We start from the raw sequence: 16,710 nt of genomic DNA, 5'->3' as shown, positions 1-16,710 counted from the left end.
GCACGTTGGAGTGTGAGCCGTGCTGGCTGCTCGCGCAGGGAACCCCTGTCGCGTCGAACGGATGCTGATAGGATCCATGGGCTCTGGCATGAGCCCGGACCGAAAGCGCCGTCCGCGCCCCCCAACCTCGCCCGATGCGCGGCCGCTCCGGCGGCGGGCGCACGCGATCGCCGAAGATCTCCTCACGTCGGCCATGAGCGACGAGGAGCGGGTGAGGCTCGCGCGCATCGTGCTCAGGTCCGGCTCCCGCGAGGCGATCAACCGGCTCTTCCAGTACTTCCAGCGACGCCAGGCCGAGACCCGGTGGGGACCAGACAACCCCCTGCACGAGATCGCCGGGGCGATGCGCGTCCAGGCGATCAAGGCGCTCAGGGGCCCGCCCGGGCAACACAGCAGGAATCACAGGAGCGCGCTCCTCGTCCTGTGGGTAGCCGGTCGCCCGGGCGATGTTCCGCTCCTCGTGTCGCTCCTGGCAGCGCAGGACCCGGACGGCCTGGATAGCGACATCTTGCCGGTGCTCCAGCACGTCATTTCGGGCTACGAACCCAGCGATCCCCACGTCATCGCCTCGATCGAGCGGTTCATCGAGCGGTCGGCGTCGCTGCGGGACCTCCACGCCGCGTCGCTCGTCCTCCGCGAGTACCGCGTTCCCGAGGCCGAGTCGGCGCTCCAGCGTGCCCTCGCCGCTCCCGATCCGTGGCGGCGCGCCCCCGTGGTGGCGGCCCTCGTCGTCAGGAATCCAGGGCAGCACCGGCGCGCCGGCGAGGCGTTGCTGGCCGCGCTGAAGCTGGAAGCGCGGGCGGCGGAGGCCTGGGACAAGGATTCGGTCCAGAGGGCGCTCGCCGAGGCGCTCGACGGGGCCAGAGAAGCGTTCGAGTCCGGGGAGGAGGCCAGACTTCCCCCGGTTCCCGAGGCGCGGATCGAGGAGCTCGGCCGCCTGCCCGAGGAGGACTGCGCTGCGTTCCTCGACAGGCTTGGGCGCGAGTTCACCGTGGATCAAGCGCTCCTGCTCCCGCGCCTCGAGACCGCGTCCCTGGCCCGGAAAAAGGCGCTGCTTCGCGCCCTCGCGGCCGTGGCGACCGGCGGAACCCCGTTCTTCCATGCGGTGTGGCCTTTCACCTCCGATCCCGACGAGGAGATCGCGGCGCTGGCCATCGCCGCGAGCGGGACCACGCGCTCGGACCGGGCGAGGATGCGGCTGACGGCGAGGCTCAGGGGTGCGATCGTGAGGGACGACGCTGCCGCCGCAAGGCCGCTCCTGAGCGGCCTCCTGCGCGGCTGTCTCTACGACGGCGCGGTGTGGACCGCCGCGCTGTCCCTGCCGTGTGAGATCGCCCGGAGGCTGGCGATCGAAGGGCTCGAGTACGCCACCGTCCTGCGCGGGCCGGCGATCGAGCTGCTGAACGAGGCTGCGAGGCGCGAGAGCAACGAGGAGCTTCGTCGGCGGATGGTCCGGCTTCTCCGGGACCGCTGACCCAGGCGACGGCGGCGGGGGGCGTCTACGGCTATCCCATATCGATATCGCCGTGACGTGGTTGGGTCCCGCGACGGCCCAGGGCCGTGACGTGGTTGGGTCCCGCGACGCGAGGGCCCGCGCGGACGCGGCGCTAGCGCCCCGCAGGGTCGAGCCGGCGCCCCCCGGTCGGAGGCGTCGGCCCGGTGGGCGTCTCCGGCACGAACTCGCCGCCGTGGGTCAGCACGTGCCAGCGCGGACCCCGCGGCTCGGGCGGCCGGGGGCCCAGCCTTGCCTTGACGTCCGGCGCAGGATTTGGACGCACGTGGAACCGCACCTGCCCGTCCCGCATCTCCATCAGCGTCAGGTCCTGGGAGACCTCCACGTCGCGCGCCAGGGTGAGCGCCGGCTGCCCTGGGCGATCCAGCGTCACATCGAGGCGTCTGCCGGCCGAGGCCGCGGGCGAGCTCGCGAGGAGCGCCGCGCCGCCGGGAGCGGGAAGCGCCGCGACGCCGTCCGGCGCCGTGACCCGGCGCCACGCTTGCGGTGCGCCGAGCGGCAGCGGGCTTCGCACGAGCGCCTGCAGCGGCTCGCGATGCCGGGCGCTTGCGGGCGGCGTCGGCTCGAGCAGGAGCAGCGTGCCATCCGGCGCCGCGGCGATCCACTTGAGGGCCTCGGCCGGGGTCGCCTGGCTCCCCTCCGCGTGCCATGCACCTTGCGCGCCCCGCACGAAGAGGGTCGCGCCCCCGCTGCCTCCGCGGCAGAGCAGCACGCCGATGCCGGCCGCGGCGTGCAGCGCGACCGGCTGCGGGCACCCCTCGGGCGCCGCGACGGGCGTCACGGTGCTCGCGATGTGGTCGACGACCGCGAACGTCGGTGACCGCGTGAGGTGCGCGGCGCAGTCGCTGCCGGGCGGTCGCGCGCTCGTCGGTTCGCAGATCCCGTCGCCGAACGTCGCGATCCGTGTGCGTGTCGGCTGCGGCTGCGGCGTGGCGCTGTCGAGCAGGCAGAGCGCGCCTCCGCACGAGACGCCAGCCGCGCCCATGAGTCCGATACCGCCCACGACGCCCCCGTCGTCGCTTTTGCACCGCGGCTCCCGCCCGACCGCGGCGTCGCCGCGCCGGGGCGGCTCGGGTGCTGGCGGGGCGACGGACGAGCGGAACGAGCCGGCCTCGATCGCGCGGATCGCGGGGGAGAGGTGCAGCGCGATGCCCAACGTCGCGATGCCCAACGTGGGTCGGGCGTATAAGGACGTGGTATATAAGGACTTAGCAGCGGTCCTCGTCCACGCCCGGCCATCGCGGCTCAGCACGGCGGGGCAGCTCGCATCGCCGTTCCAGATCCAGGATCCTGCGCGCTCGATCGCGCGCGGCTGGAACGCGGATCGCTTCCAGGTCTGCCCGCGATCCAGCGAGAGGAACGTGTCGGGCGCCGCCGGCTGCTGGCCGCGCGCCGGTGCCTGGACCACGGCCGCGAGCACGCCGTCGGGTCGCACGAGCACCGCGCGCACCGCCTTGCCGGGCGCGACCACGGCCGAGGTGAAGCTGCGGCCCTCGTCGGCGGAGACGCTGACGCGCTCGCCCGCCGCGGCCGCGATGAGGGCGCCGGCGGCGTCCCAGGCCGTCGCGCCAGGCACGCTGCCGCGCGGCTCGAAGCCGTCCGCCCTCAGCGCATCGCGGACGTCGGCGGCGCGGTGGAGCGCGCCCTCCGGCGTGGCCGCATAGAGCGCGTCGATCTGCTGGCCGGCGACGCCAACCCAGGTGAAGCGTGCGGGCAGCTTCAGCGGGCCGACGACGCCGAGCTTCTCGTCGACCGCGAAGGCGCCGCCCGCGGGATCGGCGCCGCCTCCCTTCGCGGCGAAGATCGCGACGTGCTCGCCGAGGGCGATCTCGGTGTGCTCGCGGAACGGGTCCCGACCTGCCCTCGTCCGCTCCTGCTCTCCGAGGGGCGGCTCGACCCAGGTTGCCGGCGGGATCGCGGCGATCGGCAACGTCAGCGGGGCCGAGGGATCCACGGCCGGCGCGCCCGCGGCGCGCGCGGGCGCTTCCAGCGGGGCGGGGGGGATGGCGACCCAAGCCGGCGCGAGCGCCGCGGGGGCCGATCCGGCGGCGGGACCACACGAAGCGACGAGAAGCGGGAGGGGGAGGAGCGCGAGCCGCGAAGCCATCATGCAGGGAGGGTCTCCTGGGCCACCCTTACCAGGCCCCCCGACGGGGATCACCAGGCGGGCGGCCGCGGTGCGCCGCGCTGGCCATCGCCTCGGCCATCTGCTGACCTGGACCCGTGCGCACACCGCGAACGCCGAGCCCCCCTAGCCGGTGCAGCGGACGAGCCGCAGGCGGCGCCCGCTCCTCGCCACGATTCGCCGATGTTCGGCGCGCAGGCGACGTGACGGTCGCGGAAGCCCTACGGGCCGCCGTGGAGCGAAGGCGCTTTGCCATCCTGGTCACGGCAGCGTGCGTCGTGGCGTGCACGCGAGAGCGCTCGTCCGGAGCGCCCGCGCAGACGTCGATCCCCATCCAATCGTCGAGCTCCGCCCCGCAACCCTCCGCGACGCCGCCGCCGGCGCCCGCACCGAGCGCCTCCGTCGCTGCGTCGTCGTGCACGCCGCACGACCGACCCACGAAGCTGTACTGGACGGAGGGGTGTTGCACGCCGGTCGTCGCCAAGGACGTGGTTGCGTGCCTCTCGGAGGCTGAGCGCGCGGCCGTCGGGTATGTGTCGGCCGAGCTCGTGAGCCACTGCGAGTGGGCCGAGCTGCCGACCGACCACGCGAGAGGTCACCTGGACTGCCCGTATACCTCGGCCCTGGGCTTCGGCTATCAGTGCGAGGACAAACACCGGGAGTTCCTGCGCCGCTGGTTCCAGGAAGACATGCCGAGCAGATGTTCGCAGAAGCCGGATACAGCATATCAACAGGAGGTCCTCGTCGAGCTCACGTTCTCCACCGTCGGCACGCGCACGACCGTCGAGTACGAGGCTGCCGGCACGACGGGGCCCGGCGGCAAGTCCTGGGCTTGGACCGAGACGCTCGTGTTCGAGCCCCGGGGAATCGAGCGGATGAAGCTCGTGCGCCGGACGGCCAAGGGAAACCGGCCGAGGGCATATTAGGCTGTACGATTGCCCGATGTCCGGAAATAGCTCGAAGGTGCGAACGCTCCCCCGGTGCCTGTCGCGTCCGAACGAGGGATCCAGTCAATGACGAGCAACCCCGAGGCCGGTGGGGGCCAGGAGTGTCGCGGGATGCCTGGAAACGTCCTCGCGCGAGGCGCGCCGTGACAGCCCTCCTTCTTCCGGGGATCTCCTGAAGATCGCGTCGAGGAGCACGCCGGCGAGGCGGCCGACCTCCGGGACCTCCCTGGCCCGGGGGCGCGGCAGATCCACCGCGACGCTCTCCACGATGCGCCCCTCGTCGAACACCAGCACGCGATCTCCGAGCAGGACCGCCTCCTCCACGTCGTGCGTCACCAGGATGGCCGTGAAGCGGCGCTGCGCCCACAGCGACTCGACAAGGCGCTGCGCCCCGATCCGCGTCAGGGCGTCGAGCGCGCCGAACGGCTCGTCGAGCAGCAGCACCTTCGGGTCGTGGACGAGCGCGCGCGCGAGGGCGACCCGCTGCCGCTGACCTCCCGAGAGCACGCCCGGGTAGTCGTTCAGCCGATCTCCGAGCCCGACCCGGTCGAGCACGTCGCGCGCGCGCGCGTCGCGCCCTCTCGGCCCGCCGATGCACGTGTTCTCCAGCACCGTGCGCCAGGGCAGCAGCCGGGGCTCCTGGAAGACGACGCGCACGGCCTCGCGCGCCGCGACCTCCCGTGAGGCCAGGACGCGCGCCGCGCCGCGCGTCGGCTGCTCGAGGCCGCACAGGACGCGGAGCCGCGTGCTCTTGCCCGAGCCGCTCCCTGCGGATCCACGCTGCGCACCCCGTGGAACGTGTTCAGGTAGACGGGGAACAGCACCGTGATCGCGACGATGAAGAGCTTCGCGGTCTCGCCGAGCCCGAGCCACAGGATCACGAGCGGAACGAGCGCCAGCGCGGGGATCGCCCGGAGCATCTGCAGCGGCCCGTCGATATGATCTGCAGCCGCGACAGGACCTCCCAGAGGATCACGAGGGCCAGCGGGGCCAGCCAGGGCGCGGCGCGCACGCCGATCTCGCGCCCCGCGCCGCCCCCGCCCGGCGCTTCGCCGGCCGTCATCGCGCGCCTCCGATCGCGGCGCCCGGCAGGAGCGCCTCCTCGACGCGGATGTCGCGCGGGATGATCGCGAGCTTGTGGAACGTATCGGCGATGGCTTGCTGCCTTTGCACGATCTCGGGCGTGATCGGCAGGATCTGGAACGCGCGCCGGTGCTCGGACCGCAGGAACGCCTCGTACGCGATCCCCGAAGATCTCGCGAGGAGCTGCGAGGCTTCCTCGCGGTGCCCGTCCTCCCAGGCGCTCAGCGCGCGGTACTCGTCGAACACGATCTGCAAGATCGCCGGCTGCTCTTCCGCGAACTCTCGCCGGACGACATAGAAGAGGCGGTTGTCGACGAGCCCCTCGCCGTCCTGGAGGACACGGGCCCTGGCGAGCTCGGCCGCTGCCAGGAAAGGATCCCAGATCACCCAGGCATCGACATTGCCACCCTCGAACGCGGTCCGCGCGTCGGCGGGCGCCAGGAAGACGACCTGGATGTCGTCCAGCGTCAGCCCGGCGCTCTCGAGGGCCCGAACCAGCAGGTAATGCACGTTGGAGCCGCGGTTGAGGGCGACGCGCTTGCCTTTCAAGGCCGCGAGCGTGCGGATCGGAGAGTCCTCCTTGACGACGATCGCCTCGGCCCTGGGCGCCGGCGCGTCGGTGGCGGCATAGACGAAGGGCACGCCGCCCGCCTGCGCGAACACCGGCGGCGTCTCGCCGACGTGGCCGACGTCCACGGCGCCCGCGCGCATCGCCTCGAGCAGCGGAGGACCGGCCTGAAACTCGACCCACTCGGCGCGGGCGTTCCTCACCTCGAGCGCCTTCGTCAGCGCCTCCGCGCGCTCCTTGAGGAGAAACGGCGTGCCGATCTTCTGGTACCCCAGCCGGACCACCACCACCGCCGCCCGCGTGTCCTCGGCCGCCTGCCCGGCGTTCGCCGCCTTCTCGCCCGTGGCGCCCGCCTCGCCGCCGTCGCGGCCGCACCCGAGCAGCAACAAGCTCGAGAGAGCTGCGCAGCCCAGCAGCGCGGAGCGGACCTTCGTGAACGAGATGTACCTGATCATGAGGGCTCTTTCGCCTCCTCCACAACCCACGTCAGCGTGTGAAATTCTATGTAAGATGCAAAATTGCATCTATGACGGATGCGAGGTGGTGAGCTCGGTCCAGCAGCCCCTGTGCCAGGTCGAGGCGCGGCGCTCCGCCGGGGAGGGCCCCTGGAGGAGCGGTCGATTGCTGATTCAGCAGCAGTCGATCAGCAGTTGATGTTGCTGGGGCAGCAGCGGCGTCGCGGCGGACTGCCCGGCGAGGTTCCTTGGCGCCGCGGGCTCCAGCGCGCGGCGGCGCGCGGTGCGGATCGTGCTCTCGCGCGCCTGACCCGGCGACTCACGGGCGAGGAGCTTCTCCATCGATGAACGTCTTCTGGTTTCTCCCGACGCACGGGGACGGCCGCTACCTTGGCACCGCCGAGGGCGCGCGCCCCGTCACGCTCCCTTATCTTCGTCAGATCGCGCAGGCCGCCGACGACCTCGGCTATCACGGCGTGCTGGTCCCCACCGGGCGATCGTGCGAGGACGCCTGGGCGGTCGCGTCGGCCATGATCCCGCTGACGCAGCGGCTTCGCTTCCTCGTCGCCGTGCGGCCGGGCGTCGTCTCGCCCACGTGGGCCGCCCGCATGGCGTCCACGGTCGATCGCCTGTCGGACGGCCGCCTGCTCGTCAACGTCGTGACCGGCGGCGATCCGGCGGAGTCCGAGGGGGACGGCGTCTTCCTGAAGCACGACGAGCGCTACGTCGTCACCGACGAGTTCCTCGGCATCTGGCGGCGCGTCATGGTCGGTGAGGCGGTCGACTTCACGGGGCAGCACCTGCGCGTGAAGCGCGCGAAGATCCTGTTTCCGCCGCTCCAGGCGCCGCACCCGCCGCTCTACTTCGGGGGGTCGTCGCCCGCGGCGCACGCGCTCGCGGCGCGCCACGTCGACGTTTATCTGACCTGGGGAGAGCCTCCGTCCGCCGTGGCCGAGAAGATCGCGGACGTGCGCCGCCGCGCGGCCGCCGAGCAGCGCGCGGTGCGCTTCGGGATCCGCCTTCACGTCATCGTCCGCGAGACGGCCGAGGCGGCGTGGGCCGCCGCGAACGGCCTGATCCGGCACCTCGACGACAGCACCATCGCCGCGGCGCAGCAGGCCTTCGGGCGCCTCGACTCCGAGGGGCAACGGCGCATGGCGGCGCTGCACAAGGGGCGGCGCGACGCCCTCGAGGTGAGCCCGAACCTCTGGGCCGGCGTCGGCCTCGTGCGCGGCGGCGCCGGGACGGCGCTCGTGGGCGACGCGGAGACGGTCGCGCGCCGCATGCAGGAGTACGCGGAGCTCGGGATCGACACGTTCATCCTGTCCGGGTATCCGCACCTCGAAGAGGCCTATCGGGTCGCCGAGCTGCTCTTCCCGCGGCTCCCCGTCGAGCGGAGGACCGCAGGCGTCAGCCCGAACCTCACGGGGCCGTTCGGCGAGATCATCGCCAACGACATCGTCCCGCACCGATCGCAGAGCTGAGGCGGCCGATCCCGCCGAAGCGGCGGCCGCCGTCGTAGGTTCCGCGGGGGAGAACCTCCACCGGCGATCACCTTGTCAGATAGGCCTCCCAGGTTTCAGGCTCGGCGGCGCCCGGTCGATCCAGATCGAGGCCCACCGCGCCGCCGGTGCCGGGTTCACTGCCGACGCCCTCGTCGTCCTCGCCGGAGCGTGGCTCCAGGCCATACCAGGAGGGTTTCTGGATGCTGAGCTTGAACACCGGGTGGGCGCCGATGAAGCTGCGCGTGGACCTGCGGTAGATCGCCCGGATCACCTCGGCGGCGATCAGATCGGGCTCGTCGACCAGGATCTCGGCTGCCACGTGGGAGACGATGGGCGCGGCCATCGATGTGCCGCTCCTCCTCGCCAGGAAGAACGACCTCCCGCACCGCGCCTCCGCGGCCTCGGCCAGGGTCCTCAGATCGTCATCGCTGGGATTCTCTTTTCTCAGGACGTCGGTCTCCTTCACGGGGCAGATGCCGCTCGGGACCGTGGAGAGCACGTCCTCGCCCAGGGTGAACACCACGTCCAGGCCGCTCAGCGGGATGTTGCTGAACGCCGCCAGGTCGTTGTTTTCGCGCAGCGCGCCCACGCAGAGCACGTTGGAGGCGTCGAGTCCGCAGGGGTAGTGCACGCGCGTGCTGCCGTCCAGCCAGACCTTGGAGTTCCCGGCCGCGACGACGAAGAGCACGCGCGGGTGCCGGAGCACGGTCTTCCGGAGGCGCTTCGCCAAGGTCCTGAGCATCTGCTGTTGGCCGGGAGCGTCGCCGCCCGGCACCTCCCACGACATGTTGATCACGCGCGCCCCGTCCCCCACGGCAGCCTCGATGACGGCGGAGGTCTCCTGGGCCAGTTTGTCGACGGCATCTCCGGACGGCTTCGCGTCCTTCGGGACCCTGTTGCTGGGCATCACCCGATAGGCCAGGAGCCCGATATCGGGCCGATCATAGACCATCAGCCCGGCCACGTGCGTTCCGTGGTTGACCTTCTGGCTCAGCTCCTGCTCGACGTTGCGCGACGGATGGTAGAAGCGGGCCATCTCTGGGAAGGCGTCGATCAGCCGTGAGGCGGTCTTCCACGCGGCCATGGAGGCGGCGCGCGAGCGCTCATCGAGCCGCTCGTCGTAGCGCGAGGTGCGCGCCAGATAGGGAGTCGGCCACGCGTCGTCGCCGATGAGGTCGCGCCCCAGCCCTTCCGGCGTCCCCGCGGCGTCCAGCGAGAAGTGGATGTTCTGCAGGAGCAGAGGATGGTTGTAGTCCACGCCGGTGTCCAGCACGGCGACCAGGACCCTGTGCCGCGCGTTCTGGCCGCCGAAGTCGCGCGGCGCAGGCGTCGGATCGACGACGACGCGATCCTCAGGCGTGGCGATCCGCTGATCGTCGATCCCTGCCTCGCATCCGCTCGCCAGGAGGAGCGCGTTCAGGGCTGCCAGGACGCCGACTTTTTCGGTGAATCGCGAGCGGAGGAATGACGAGGATCCCGGGATTGTCGCGTGGCTCACGGCAGCACCCTCCTTGGCTCGCAGGGCGTACGTAATGCCCTGTCGCACGACGAACAAGGTTGCGCCGAGACGGAGTGTTCGTGCCGATTTTCCCGGGCGCGGGGGCGGTTCGAATGTTTTCAGGTTGTTTCATGAGGTAAAATGCAGGGCGCGAGCGCTTTTTCGCGGAAGTAATGAATTTTCTTGATGGCAGTGTGGGTGGTGGATTGGATGATGAAGAGCGGATGGCGCGGGGGGCGAGCGCGGAGCCGATTGACGCGCGGGAGGTCGAGGCGGCATGAGGGCGCGACGGCCACCTCCGACGATGATGACGAAGACAGAGATGAGATGGCTCCTCCTCCGAAGACGGACGGCAGGCACAGCGCCGACGGAAGGCAGCCGGCGAAAGGGGGGTGGAACGCCGGAGGCGAGCGGCAGGCCGAGGGGAGCCCGCGCCGCATGGGCCGGCCGCGGAAGGAGCCGCAGCGGAGCGATCTCGCGGCGACCCGACCCAGCGGACCCGACCCGAGCGGACCCGACCCAGGTTGAGGCAACCGAGGCGACCCGACCCGGGTTGAGGGCGACCCAGCGGACCCGATCCAGGTTGAGGTGAAAGCGGACCCGACCCAAGCGGACCCGACCCAGGTTGAGGCGGCGGGGGGGGCGACCCGACCCAGGTTGAGGGGGGCGACCCAGGTTGAAGGGGGGCGACCCGACCCAGGTTGGGATCGCCGCCGCCGCCGGCGCCGGGGGGGGCGACCAACCCAGGTTGGGATCGCCGCCGGCCCCGGGGGGCGCTCAGAGCGGGTTGAAAGGCGCAAGCCCAGGGAGGTCCTTCGGCCTGCGCCCTGCGGCGCCGACCGCCGGGACCTCCTTGATCTTCTCGCAAGCACGCCCCGTGCCGTCATCCACCACGGTCCATTCATTCCAGAAGTGACCGTCGACGACGAACAGCTGCGGGTGATCGAACGGCGCCTCCTCGAACCGGACCCGCTCGTCCGTGAGCGTCGCCAGGAACGCCACGAGCGCCTTCTTCTCATCTTCCGTCAGCCCGAGCGGCTGAATGTTCGGCGCGAGGTTCGTCCCGTTGGGCCCGAAGCCGGTGGTGTCGCCGCCCTCCCGTTCTCGCCGGCCGCCGCCACGGTTGTAAAATTCGACGACTTGCCGCAGCGTCAGCGCGCCTCCGTTGTGGAAATAGGGGCCCGTCAGCTCGATGTTCCGGAGCGTCGGGACCTTGAAGGCGCCATCGACCGCATCGCGCTCGAGCGGCGCGATCGGCACCCCTGGTTCGATCTCGAACGACGCCGGGTCGATGCCAAAACCGTCCGGGGCGCCTTCGCCCGCGGCGAGCAGCTTCCCTTGCCGCGCGAACGAGAACGGATGACCGAAGGGGTCGACCCCCCCGGCGCCGATATCCTCCTCGGACGGCCGAACGCCAATGTTGTAGTAGCCCCTGTCGTACAGCGCCGCGCCGCCGTCCCCGACCCGCATCCGCGAGATCAAACCGCCCACCTGCTCCTCGCGCTGCAGGCGGATGGCGGCGCTGGTGAACTCGGGACCATGGTGGCAGTTGATGCACCTGCCCTTGCCCTGGAAGATCGCGAGCCCCGCGCGCTCCTCGTCGCTCAGAGCGGCGCTGTCCCCGTCGGCGAAGCGATCGAACCTGCTGTTGTCGGACACGAGCGTGGCCTCGTAGAGCTGGATGGCGAGGCCCCAGAAGAGCGAGAAGTTCGCCTCCACGAGCGACCGATCGCCGACGCGCTGATCCGACCGCCAGTACGCGTCCACGAAGGCCTCTTCGACGAGCTCCCTGTAGACCGGAGCGAGCCCTTTTCCGCTCGAATCGCGGAGCTCGCCGAGGATGCTGTCCGTCGGGTCCACGATCTGGCCAGCGAGCGGCCTGCGCGGCAAGAGCTTCGCGGCGATGTCAGCGTACGTCCTCCCCTCACACGACATCTCAAAGGGGTTGACCGGCGGGCCTACGGCCTGAGATGCGAGGCTCGAGTTCTCCAGGTCGACCCTCTCGCGGACCAGGACGCCGTCGCGCACGGCGTGGACGGCGGCGTCCGGATCTCGCCTGCCGAACGGGTTCACTCCGTTGAAATGGTTGCTTGCGCGTCCGTCCCAGAAGTTGCGGAAGTTGAACACCGCGTTGATGACGGTGGGCGTCTGCCGCGGCTCGACGCGCCGCACGTTCACCCCTTGCACCTGGAAGACGTCCGGCAGCAGCGTGCAGTCGTCCTTCTCGCTCTCGGGCGCGATGCCGTTGAATCGAGCGTGGAACACCCCCTGTGAAGAGATGACGTCGTCGGCATCCGCGGGGAAGTCGCTGCGGAAAGTCCAGTCGCTTGCCACGAGCGCGTAGTTCGGACCGCCCTTCCCGTCCGACCTCGTGGCTTCGAACCTCGCGCGCCGCTCGGGATCCTGGTTGTTGAGCCCGGGGTTGATCTGGTTTCTCTTGCGGTGGTCGGCGCCCGCGTGGAAATGGCACGTCGCGCACGCCACGCCGTCGCTGCCGACCTGCATGTCCCAGAACAGCGCCTTTCCGAGGGCTACGGCCGTCTCCCTGCTCTTGACGTACCGGGACAGGTCGCGCGGCTCCGGGACGGCGACGCCTCGGAGCGAGCCGACGGGCGGCAGCGGAGCGGCTGGCGCGGGCGTCGCGCCGTCGTCCGGCGGATCCGACGGCGGGTCACCGCTCCCGGGCGTGACCGGCGACGAGGGCCCGCCGTCCCCGAGCGACGAAGACCCGCCGTCCCCGAGCGACGAAGACCCGCCGCCCCCGAGCGACGAAGACGGTCCGGGCCTTGCGCATCCCGAACACGGAGGCTCGCGTCCCTCGGGCCAGCAGCCGGCGGTTGACGATAGACCCATCAGGACGCCGAGTATCCACGCCCCGATCTCGCCCGTGCGCGGGTCTCCAGAACGAGCTCTAACCATCACGAGGAAGCCTCCTTCGCTGCTGCGCGGGTGAATGACAGGCGGCGCGAGCCAGCGTCCTCGCGGGACACCGCGGGTCGCCGGCATGTTCGTCCGTCCTGTGATGAGCGGATGTCGCGAGCGCCGACGCTCGACGGGGTTCCGCCCGGCATCGTTCGAGTAACTTCAAGCCATCCCATCTTCAGAAAGACAGCGCGTGTCCAGGGCGCGCATCGACGTCTCGTCCTGTCTCGTCTCGGCCGGGCGTCTCGGGTCGCGAGCGCGTCGGCTCGCGCGGGGGATTCGAGGGAGAAGACGACCTCTGTCGAGGACCGGACGAAGTGGGATGAAGGGACAGGACATATCCCTTCATCGCGCCGTCACCGCGCCGAGCAGGCGCGGCCGTGTGCGTCGCCGAAACCCTGACTCATCCACCGAGCTCGGGCAATGTCGTCGATGAGGAAGCGCGGGAGTGAACCGATCGAGCGCGGATCGCCTGGTGAACGAGGCGAAGGCGAGAGGGCTAGACTCTGGTCTTCGAGGAGGCCTCGAAGGAACGGAAAGCGCGCCGCGGGAGCTTCGCTGTCTGCGCCCGAGGCGACGTGGCGCCGCGCGACCGACCCGGGCGGAGCGCCCCCGGCCTCGACGGCGCCCCTCGGCGGGCTTCCAGCGTCAAGGCGCCTGGATCTTCTGCTTCACCCACCGCCCCGACTCGGTCAGCTGGCCATCCGACCACGGGCCGCCGGCGCTCGCGCCGGGCCTGAGCGCGGCGCAGGACTCGGCCTTGTCGACGATGGACCAGTTGAGCCAGCTGATGCTGTTGCTGGCCATGAAGTCGAGCCACCGCTGCGCCTCGGCGAGATCCAGCGCGCCGTCTCCGGTGGAGGAGCAGGTGCCCCACTCGGTGACGAACAGCGCGAGGCCCTTGGCCATCGCGGTCGTCTCCTTGGCGCGCAGCCCGTCCTTGTGCGTCGCCGCATAGAAGTGGAGCGTGTAGGCGATGTTGTCGTAGCTCGTGATCGGGCTGTTGGCGGCGACGTCCGCGTCCTGCGACCAGTTCGGCGACCCGACGATCACGAGGTTGTCGGAGCCGGCGCCGCGGATCTCCCGGATCACCTCCTCGGCATACGCCTTCACCTGCGCCCAGGTCTCGGTGTCGGGCTCGTTGAACACCTCGAAGATCACGGCGGGCTCATCGCCGTACTCCGTCGCCATCTCCCGGAAGAAGTGCTTCGCAGCCTCCTTGTTCCGGGGCTGGATCGCGTCGTGATCGTGCCAGTCGATGAGCACGTAGATGCCTCTGGCGATGGCGGCGTCGACGATCGCCTTGACCTTCCGCTTCTCCGCGTCCGGGTTGTTGACGTAGCCGAGCCCCGATGTGTTGGCGGTCATCGCGGCGCGGACGACGGTCACATCCCAGTCGTTCACGAGCGTGTCGACGGCGCGTGAGCGCGCCCCTCGGCGCCTGATGGCGCGAGCGACCGACGGCCCTCGCCACGCGCGCCGGAGGAGCTCGTCCCGCGCGCTCTCCTGCCCGCGCTCTCCGGGAGCGACCGACCCAGGTTGACCGGAGGCAGGCGCGGCGCGGTGTCAGCCGGGACCCGCGGCGGCCTATCGCAGACGGCTGACCGCATCCCGGTAAGCAGCTCCAGCTCCCACCACGTCCCTCGAAGCTCGCCTCGCGGAGGTTCGACAGGAGGGGGGTTCTGTGTCTGAGCGGCGTCCGAGCATCGCGCTGCCGCGCCAGCTCCTCCGATGTCAGGCCTCGGTACCGAAGTACCGATCGCCGAAGTCGCCGATGCCTGGCATCATGTAGGCGTTCTCGTTCAGCCCCTCTTCGATGGATGAGGTGACGATCTTCACATCCGGGTAACGCTCAGTGACGGCGGCAATCCCCTCGAGGACCGTGATCAGGTTGACGAAGATGATGTTCGCCTCCGCGACGCCTTGGTCCAAGAGGACCTGGATGGCGGCGAGCGCCGTCCCTCCGGTGGCCAGCATCGGATCCAGCAGCAGGACGTGGCACCGCCCTATATCGCGGGGGAGAGACGAATAGTAAAGGCGCGGGAGCTTCGTCGTCTTGTCCCTCTGGATGAGGATCTTGCCGATGCGAACCGACCTGCAGACGGCGCGCAGCTCCACCTCCATGCTCTCGCCTGCACGCGCGATGGAAACCCCGCAGAGCTGCGAGGCAAAGCGCCGGCCCTCGTACTTTCTGCCCACGGGCGTCTCTACCTCGCACGGCTCGAAGGGGAGAAGACCCAGGCCTGTTTCAATCAGCAGGCGGATAATCCTCCCCGAGTAGAAGACGAAGTCCTCCCGGCGCGCGCCACGGTCGCGGATGATCGTGTGCAGCGCCCGCAGCTGATTCGTCTGAGGCAGCAGGTGTAAATTGTCAATTTCGAGATGATTCCGGGTCTGCAACTTTCGCGCGGTTGACATGTTCGCGATCCTCCCAACGCTTGAATTCACTCCGTCGGCGGCTCCTCGAAGGACTCGGGCAGCTCCGGGGTCGTGGTGAAGCACGCGGCCGCGGCGCGGTAGATCGAGCGACCACCGGTCCTCTTCCACACCCGATGCAGCACGTACACCAACTTGGGGTTGTGCTCCTCTTCCTCTTCGATCGCTCGCGCGATGATCTGCCCCCAGCCCTCGCCTTCCAGCGGCTGCCCGGCGGAGTCGATCGCGTCCTCGTACGTCGCATGCAGCCTGGCCAGCGTGGACCTCTTCGGAAGGTCCGCGCGAGAGAAGAGGATGCAGAGCATGCCTATCCAGAAGCACTTGACCACATACCTCCCCTGGTCCGCCGGAAGGCGGCGGGCGATCTGCTCCATCGCGTGCAGCGACGTGATGAGATGAAGGAGGACGAAGTCGCCAGGCTCGGCCAGGTACAGCAGGGTCACCACGTGAAAGAGCTGCTCCCAGCTCGTGGAGACGTCCTGGTCGTCAATCCAGGCCGGGGCTTCGTAGATCAGCGGGTGCCCTTCGGCAAGCAGCCTGGCGATCCGATACTGAAGCCCCGAGCGCGAGAGCTCGGGGTGTATCCCCAGAGCCGCGCCGGCTTCCGTGTCGGCGACCAGCGCCTCCACCCAGCGATGAAGCTCGTCGCGATCGTCGTCCCACGCCCCCGCGACGCGGAGCAACGAGTCGACCGCCCGCTCTCCCCTCGCGCCGCCGGCCGGAGCCGTGACCGCCCTCTCCGGATGGCACGAGACGTACGAGAACGCCATGTACGCCAGGCCTTCTATCGCCATCCGGCGGTGGTTCGCGTCGAGCGCCCACCCCAGGTGGATCGTGGCATGCGTGAAGGCGCCGACCCAGCCGGGCAGCAGCGCTAGCAAATAGCGTTTCAGCAGCCCGTCGATGCCCAAGAGCTCCTCTTGCTGGTCCAGGAACTCGCAATACGCAGAGAAGCTGGTTCGCTTCCCGAGGAAGCTATCCCAGTTGGACGCCGAGATGGCATGCTTCGACGCCCTGGGCGCTTCCAGGCCGTACCCGTAGGGCGTCAGCCTCGCGTAATTGTCGTAGTATGCCTGGATCTTCGTCGGCGGCGCTCCGAGCCCGGCCAGCGCGACAACCGCGTGCTTTGCATGGTTCGTGAGGTGGCCGTTGAATTCGATGTGGTAGGTCCGGTCGTCCAGCAGCTCATCGACCAACTGCGAGTTTGTCATCACGATCTGTCCTGGTGACGAGGCGAACGCGCCACCCTGGTCATGTGAACGCCCAGAAGCACGAGGACGACGCCGAGGCATCCGGGCGCCGTGGGGGGCACGCCCTGGCTCTGGTAGTCTATCAACACAGCGGAGATCATCTGTCCGCTGATCACGAGAAGGACGGCGTTCATCGCGCCGAGCCTGGGAAATACGTAGCTGTTCACGGCCACGAAGAACGCCCCGAAGAGCCCGCCGAGGTAGGCCGTGAGCGGCGGAGCGACGGGGGCACCGAACCCCCAGCCGCCCATGACGGAGAGGACCGCCGTCAGGAACAGGAAACCGAGAACGTGATTCCAGAGGGATGCCTTGAAGGGGCCGAGCCGCTCGCTGAGCTGCCCGTTCATCGCGCGGCTCATGCCGATGAGCACGCCGTTGAGGAGCGCGAGCAATATATAGAGGACCATC

General features: G+C 70.1%; 14 protein-coding genes and 1 pseudogene. 3 read left to right on the top strand and 12 right to left on the bottom strand.

Annotated elements, in window-relative coordinates; translation table 11 throughout:
* Positions 1-88 precede the first annotated feature (88 nt).
* Complete coding sequence (locus tag WMF27_RS24450; protein ID WP_437766471.1) at positions 89-1,474, top strand: hypothetical protein; 1,386 nt, start codon at positions 89-91, stop codon at positions 1,472-1,474.
* A 133-nt stretch (positions 1,475-1,607) separates the two neighbouring features.
* Here WMF27_RS24450 and WMF27_RS24445 read toward each other — a convergent pair whose 3' ends face one another.
* Positions 1,608-3,623, bottom strand: a complete 2,016-nt coding sequence (locus WMF27_RS24445) for a hypothetical protein (protein ID WP_437766472.1) — start codon at positions 3,621-3,623, stop codon at positions 1,608-1,610.
* A gap of 248 nt (positions 3,624-3,871) precedes the next feature.
* On the opposite strand from WMF27_RS24445, the gene WMF27_RS24440 reads away from it, so the two are divergent.
* Positions 3,872-4,564: a hypothetical protein gene (locus tag WMF27_RS24440; RefSeq protein WP_437943023.1), complete on the top strand. Its 693-nt coding sequence runs from the start codon at positions 3,872-3,874 to the stop codon at positions 4,562-4,564.
* Between the two features lie 84 nt (positions 4,565-4,648).
* Here WMF27_RS24440 and WMF27_RS24435 read toward each other — a convergent pair whose 3' ends face one another.
* The 5 genes and pseudogenes from WMF27_RS24435 to WMF27_RS24415 form a co-directional block, all read right to left on the bottom strand.
* A complete protein-coding gene (locus tag WMF27_RS24435; protein ID WP_437944540.1) occupies positions 4,649-5,317 on the bottom strand; it encodes an ABC transporter ATP-binding protein in 669 nt (222 codons plus the stop codon).
* 35 nt (positions 5,318-5,352) lie between these two features.
* Positions 5,353-5,520: pseudogene (locus WMF27_RS24430) on the bottom strand (ABC transporter permease); the annotation flags it as partial.
* Positions 5,463-5,648, bottom strand: coding sequence for a hypothetical protein (locus WMF27_RS24425; protein ID WP_437766474.1), 186 nt, complete (start codon positions 5,646-5,648; stop codon positions 5,463-5,465). The pseudogene WMF27_RS24430 and the gene WMF27_RS24425, both read right to left, overlap by 58 nt.
* Complete coding sequence (locus WMF27_RS24420) at positions 5,645-6,691, bottom strand: aliphatic sulfonate ABC transporter substrate-binding protein (protein ID WP_437943022.1); 1,047 nt, start codon at positions 6,689-6,691, stop codon at positions 5,645-5,647. The genes WMF27_RS24425 and WMF27_RS24420 overlap by 4 nt, the downstream gene beginning before the upstream one ends.
* Before the next feature lie 174 nt (positions 6,692-6,865).
* Positions 6,866-7,033: a hypothetical protein gene (locus WMF27_RS24415; protein ID WP_437943021.1), complete on the bottom strand. Its 168-nt coding sequence runs from the start codon at positions 7,031-7,033 to the stop codon at positions 6,866-6,868.
* A gap of 2 nt (positions 7,034-7,035) precedes the next feature.
* On the opposite strand from WMF27_RS24415, the gene ssuD reads away from it, so the two are divergent.
* A complete protein-coding gene (ssuD, locus tag WMF27_RS24410) occupies positions 7,036-8,175 on the top strand; it encodes an FMNH2-dependent alkanesulfonate monooxygenase (RefSeq protein ID WP_437766477.1) in 1,140 nt (379 codons plus the stop codon).
* A 67-nt stretch (positions 8,176-8,242) separates the two neighbouring features.
* On the opposite strand, the gene WMF27_RS24405 is transcribed toward ssuD, so the two are convergent.
* The 6 genes from WMF27_RS24405 to WMF27_RS24380 form a co-directional block, all read right to left on the bottom strand.
* Positions 8,243-9,694 (bottom strand): S8 family serine peptidase, encoded by a 1,452-nt coding sequence (locus WMF27_RS24405; protein ID WP_437766478.1) that lies wholly within the window; start codon positions 9,692-9,694, stop codon positions 8,243-8,245.
* Positions 9,695-10,471: 777 nt separating this feature from the next.
* The gene (locus WMF27_RS24400; protein WP_437943020.1) at positions 10,472-12,199 is read right to left on the bottom strand and encodes a cytochrome-c peroxidase; all 1,728 of its coding nucleotides are present in this window, start codon (positions 12,197-12,199) and stop codon (positions 10,472-10,474) included.
* A gap of 1,065 nt (positions 12,200-13,264) precedes the next feature.
* Positions 13,265-14,062, bottom strand: coding sequence for a glycoside hydrolase family 5 protein (locus WMF27_RS24395; protein WP_437769811.1), 798 nt, complete (start codon positions 14,060-14,062; stop codon positions 13,265-13,267).
* A gap of 288 nt (positions 14,063-14,350) precedes the next feature.
* On the bottom strand, positions 14,351-15,034 hold the full coding sequence (gene upp / locus WMF27_RS24390; RefSeq protein WP_437766480.1) for a uracil phosphoribosyltransferase: 684 nt from the start codon (positions 15,032-15,034) through the stop codon (positions 14,351-14,353).
* A 26-nt stretch (positions 15,035-15,060) separates the two neighbouring features.
* Positions 15,061-16,263 (bottom strand): questin oxidase family protein, encoded by a 1,203-nt coding sequence (locus WMF27_RS24385; RefSeq protein WP_437766481.1) that lies wholly within the window; start codon positions 16,261-16,263, stop codon positions 15,061-15,063.
* Complete coding sequence (locus tag WMF27_RS24380; protein ID WP_437766482.1) at positions 16,263-16,709, bottom strand: DMT family transporter; 447 nt, start codon at positions 16,707-16,709, stop codon at positions 16,263-16,265. The genes WMF27_RS24385 and WMF27_RS24380 overlap by 1 nt, the downstream gene beginning before the upstream one ends.
* Position 16,710: the final 1 nt, after the last annotated feature.

Origin of the sequence: Sorangium sp. So ce281 (assembly GCF_051527395.1) — a bacterium.
GTDB lineage: Bacteria > Myxococcota_A > Polyangia > Polyangiales > Polyangiaceae > Sorangium > Sorangium cellulosum_B.
The sequence above is the reverse complement of the archived record's forward strand: the minus strand, read 5'-3'. Positions and strand labels throughout refer to the sequence as shown.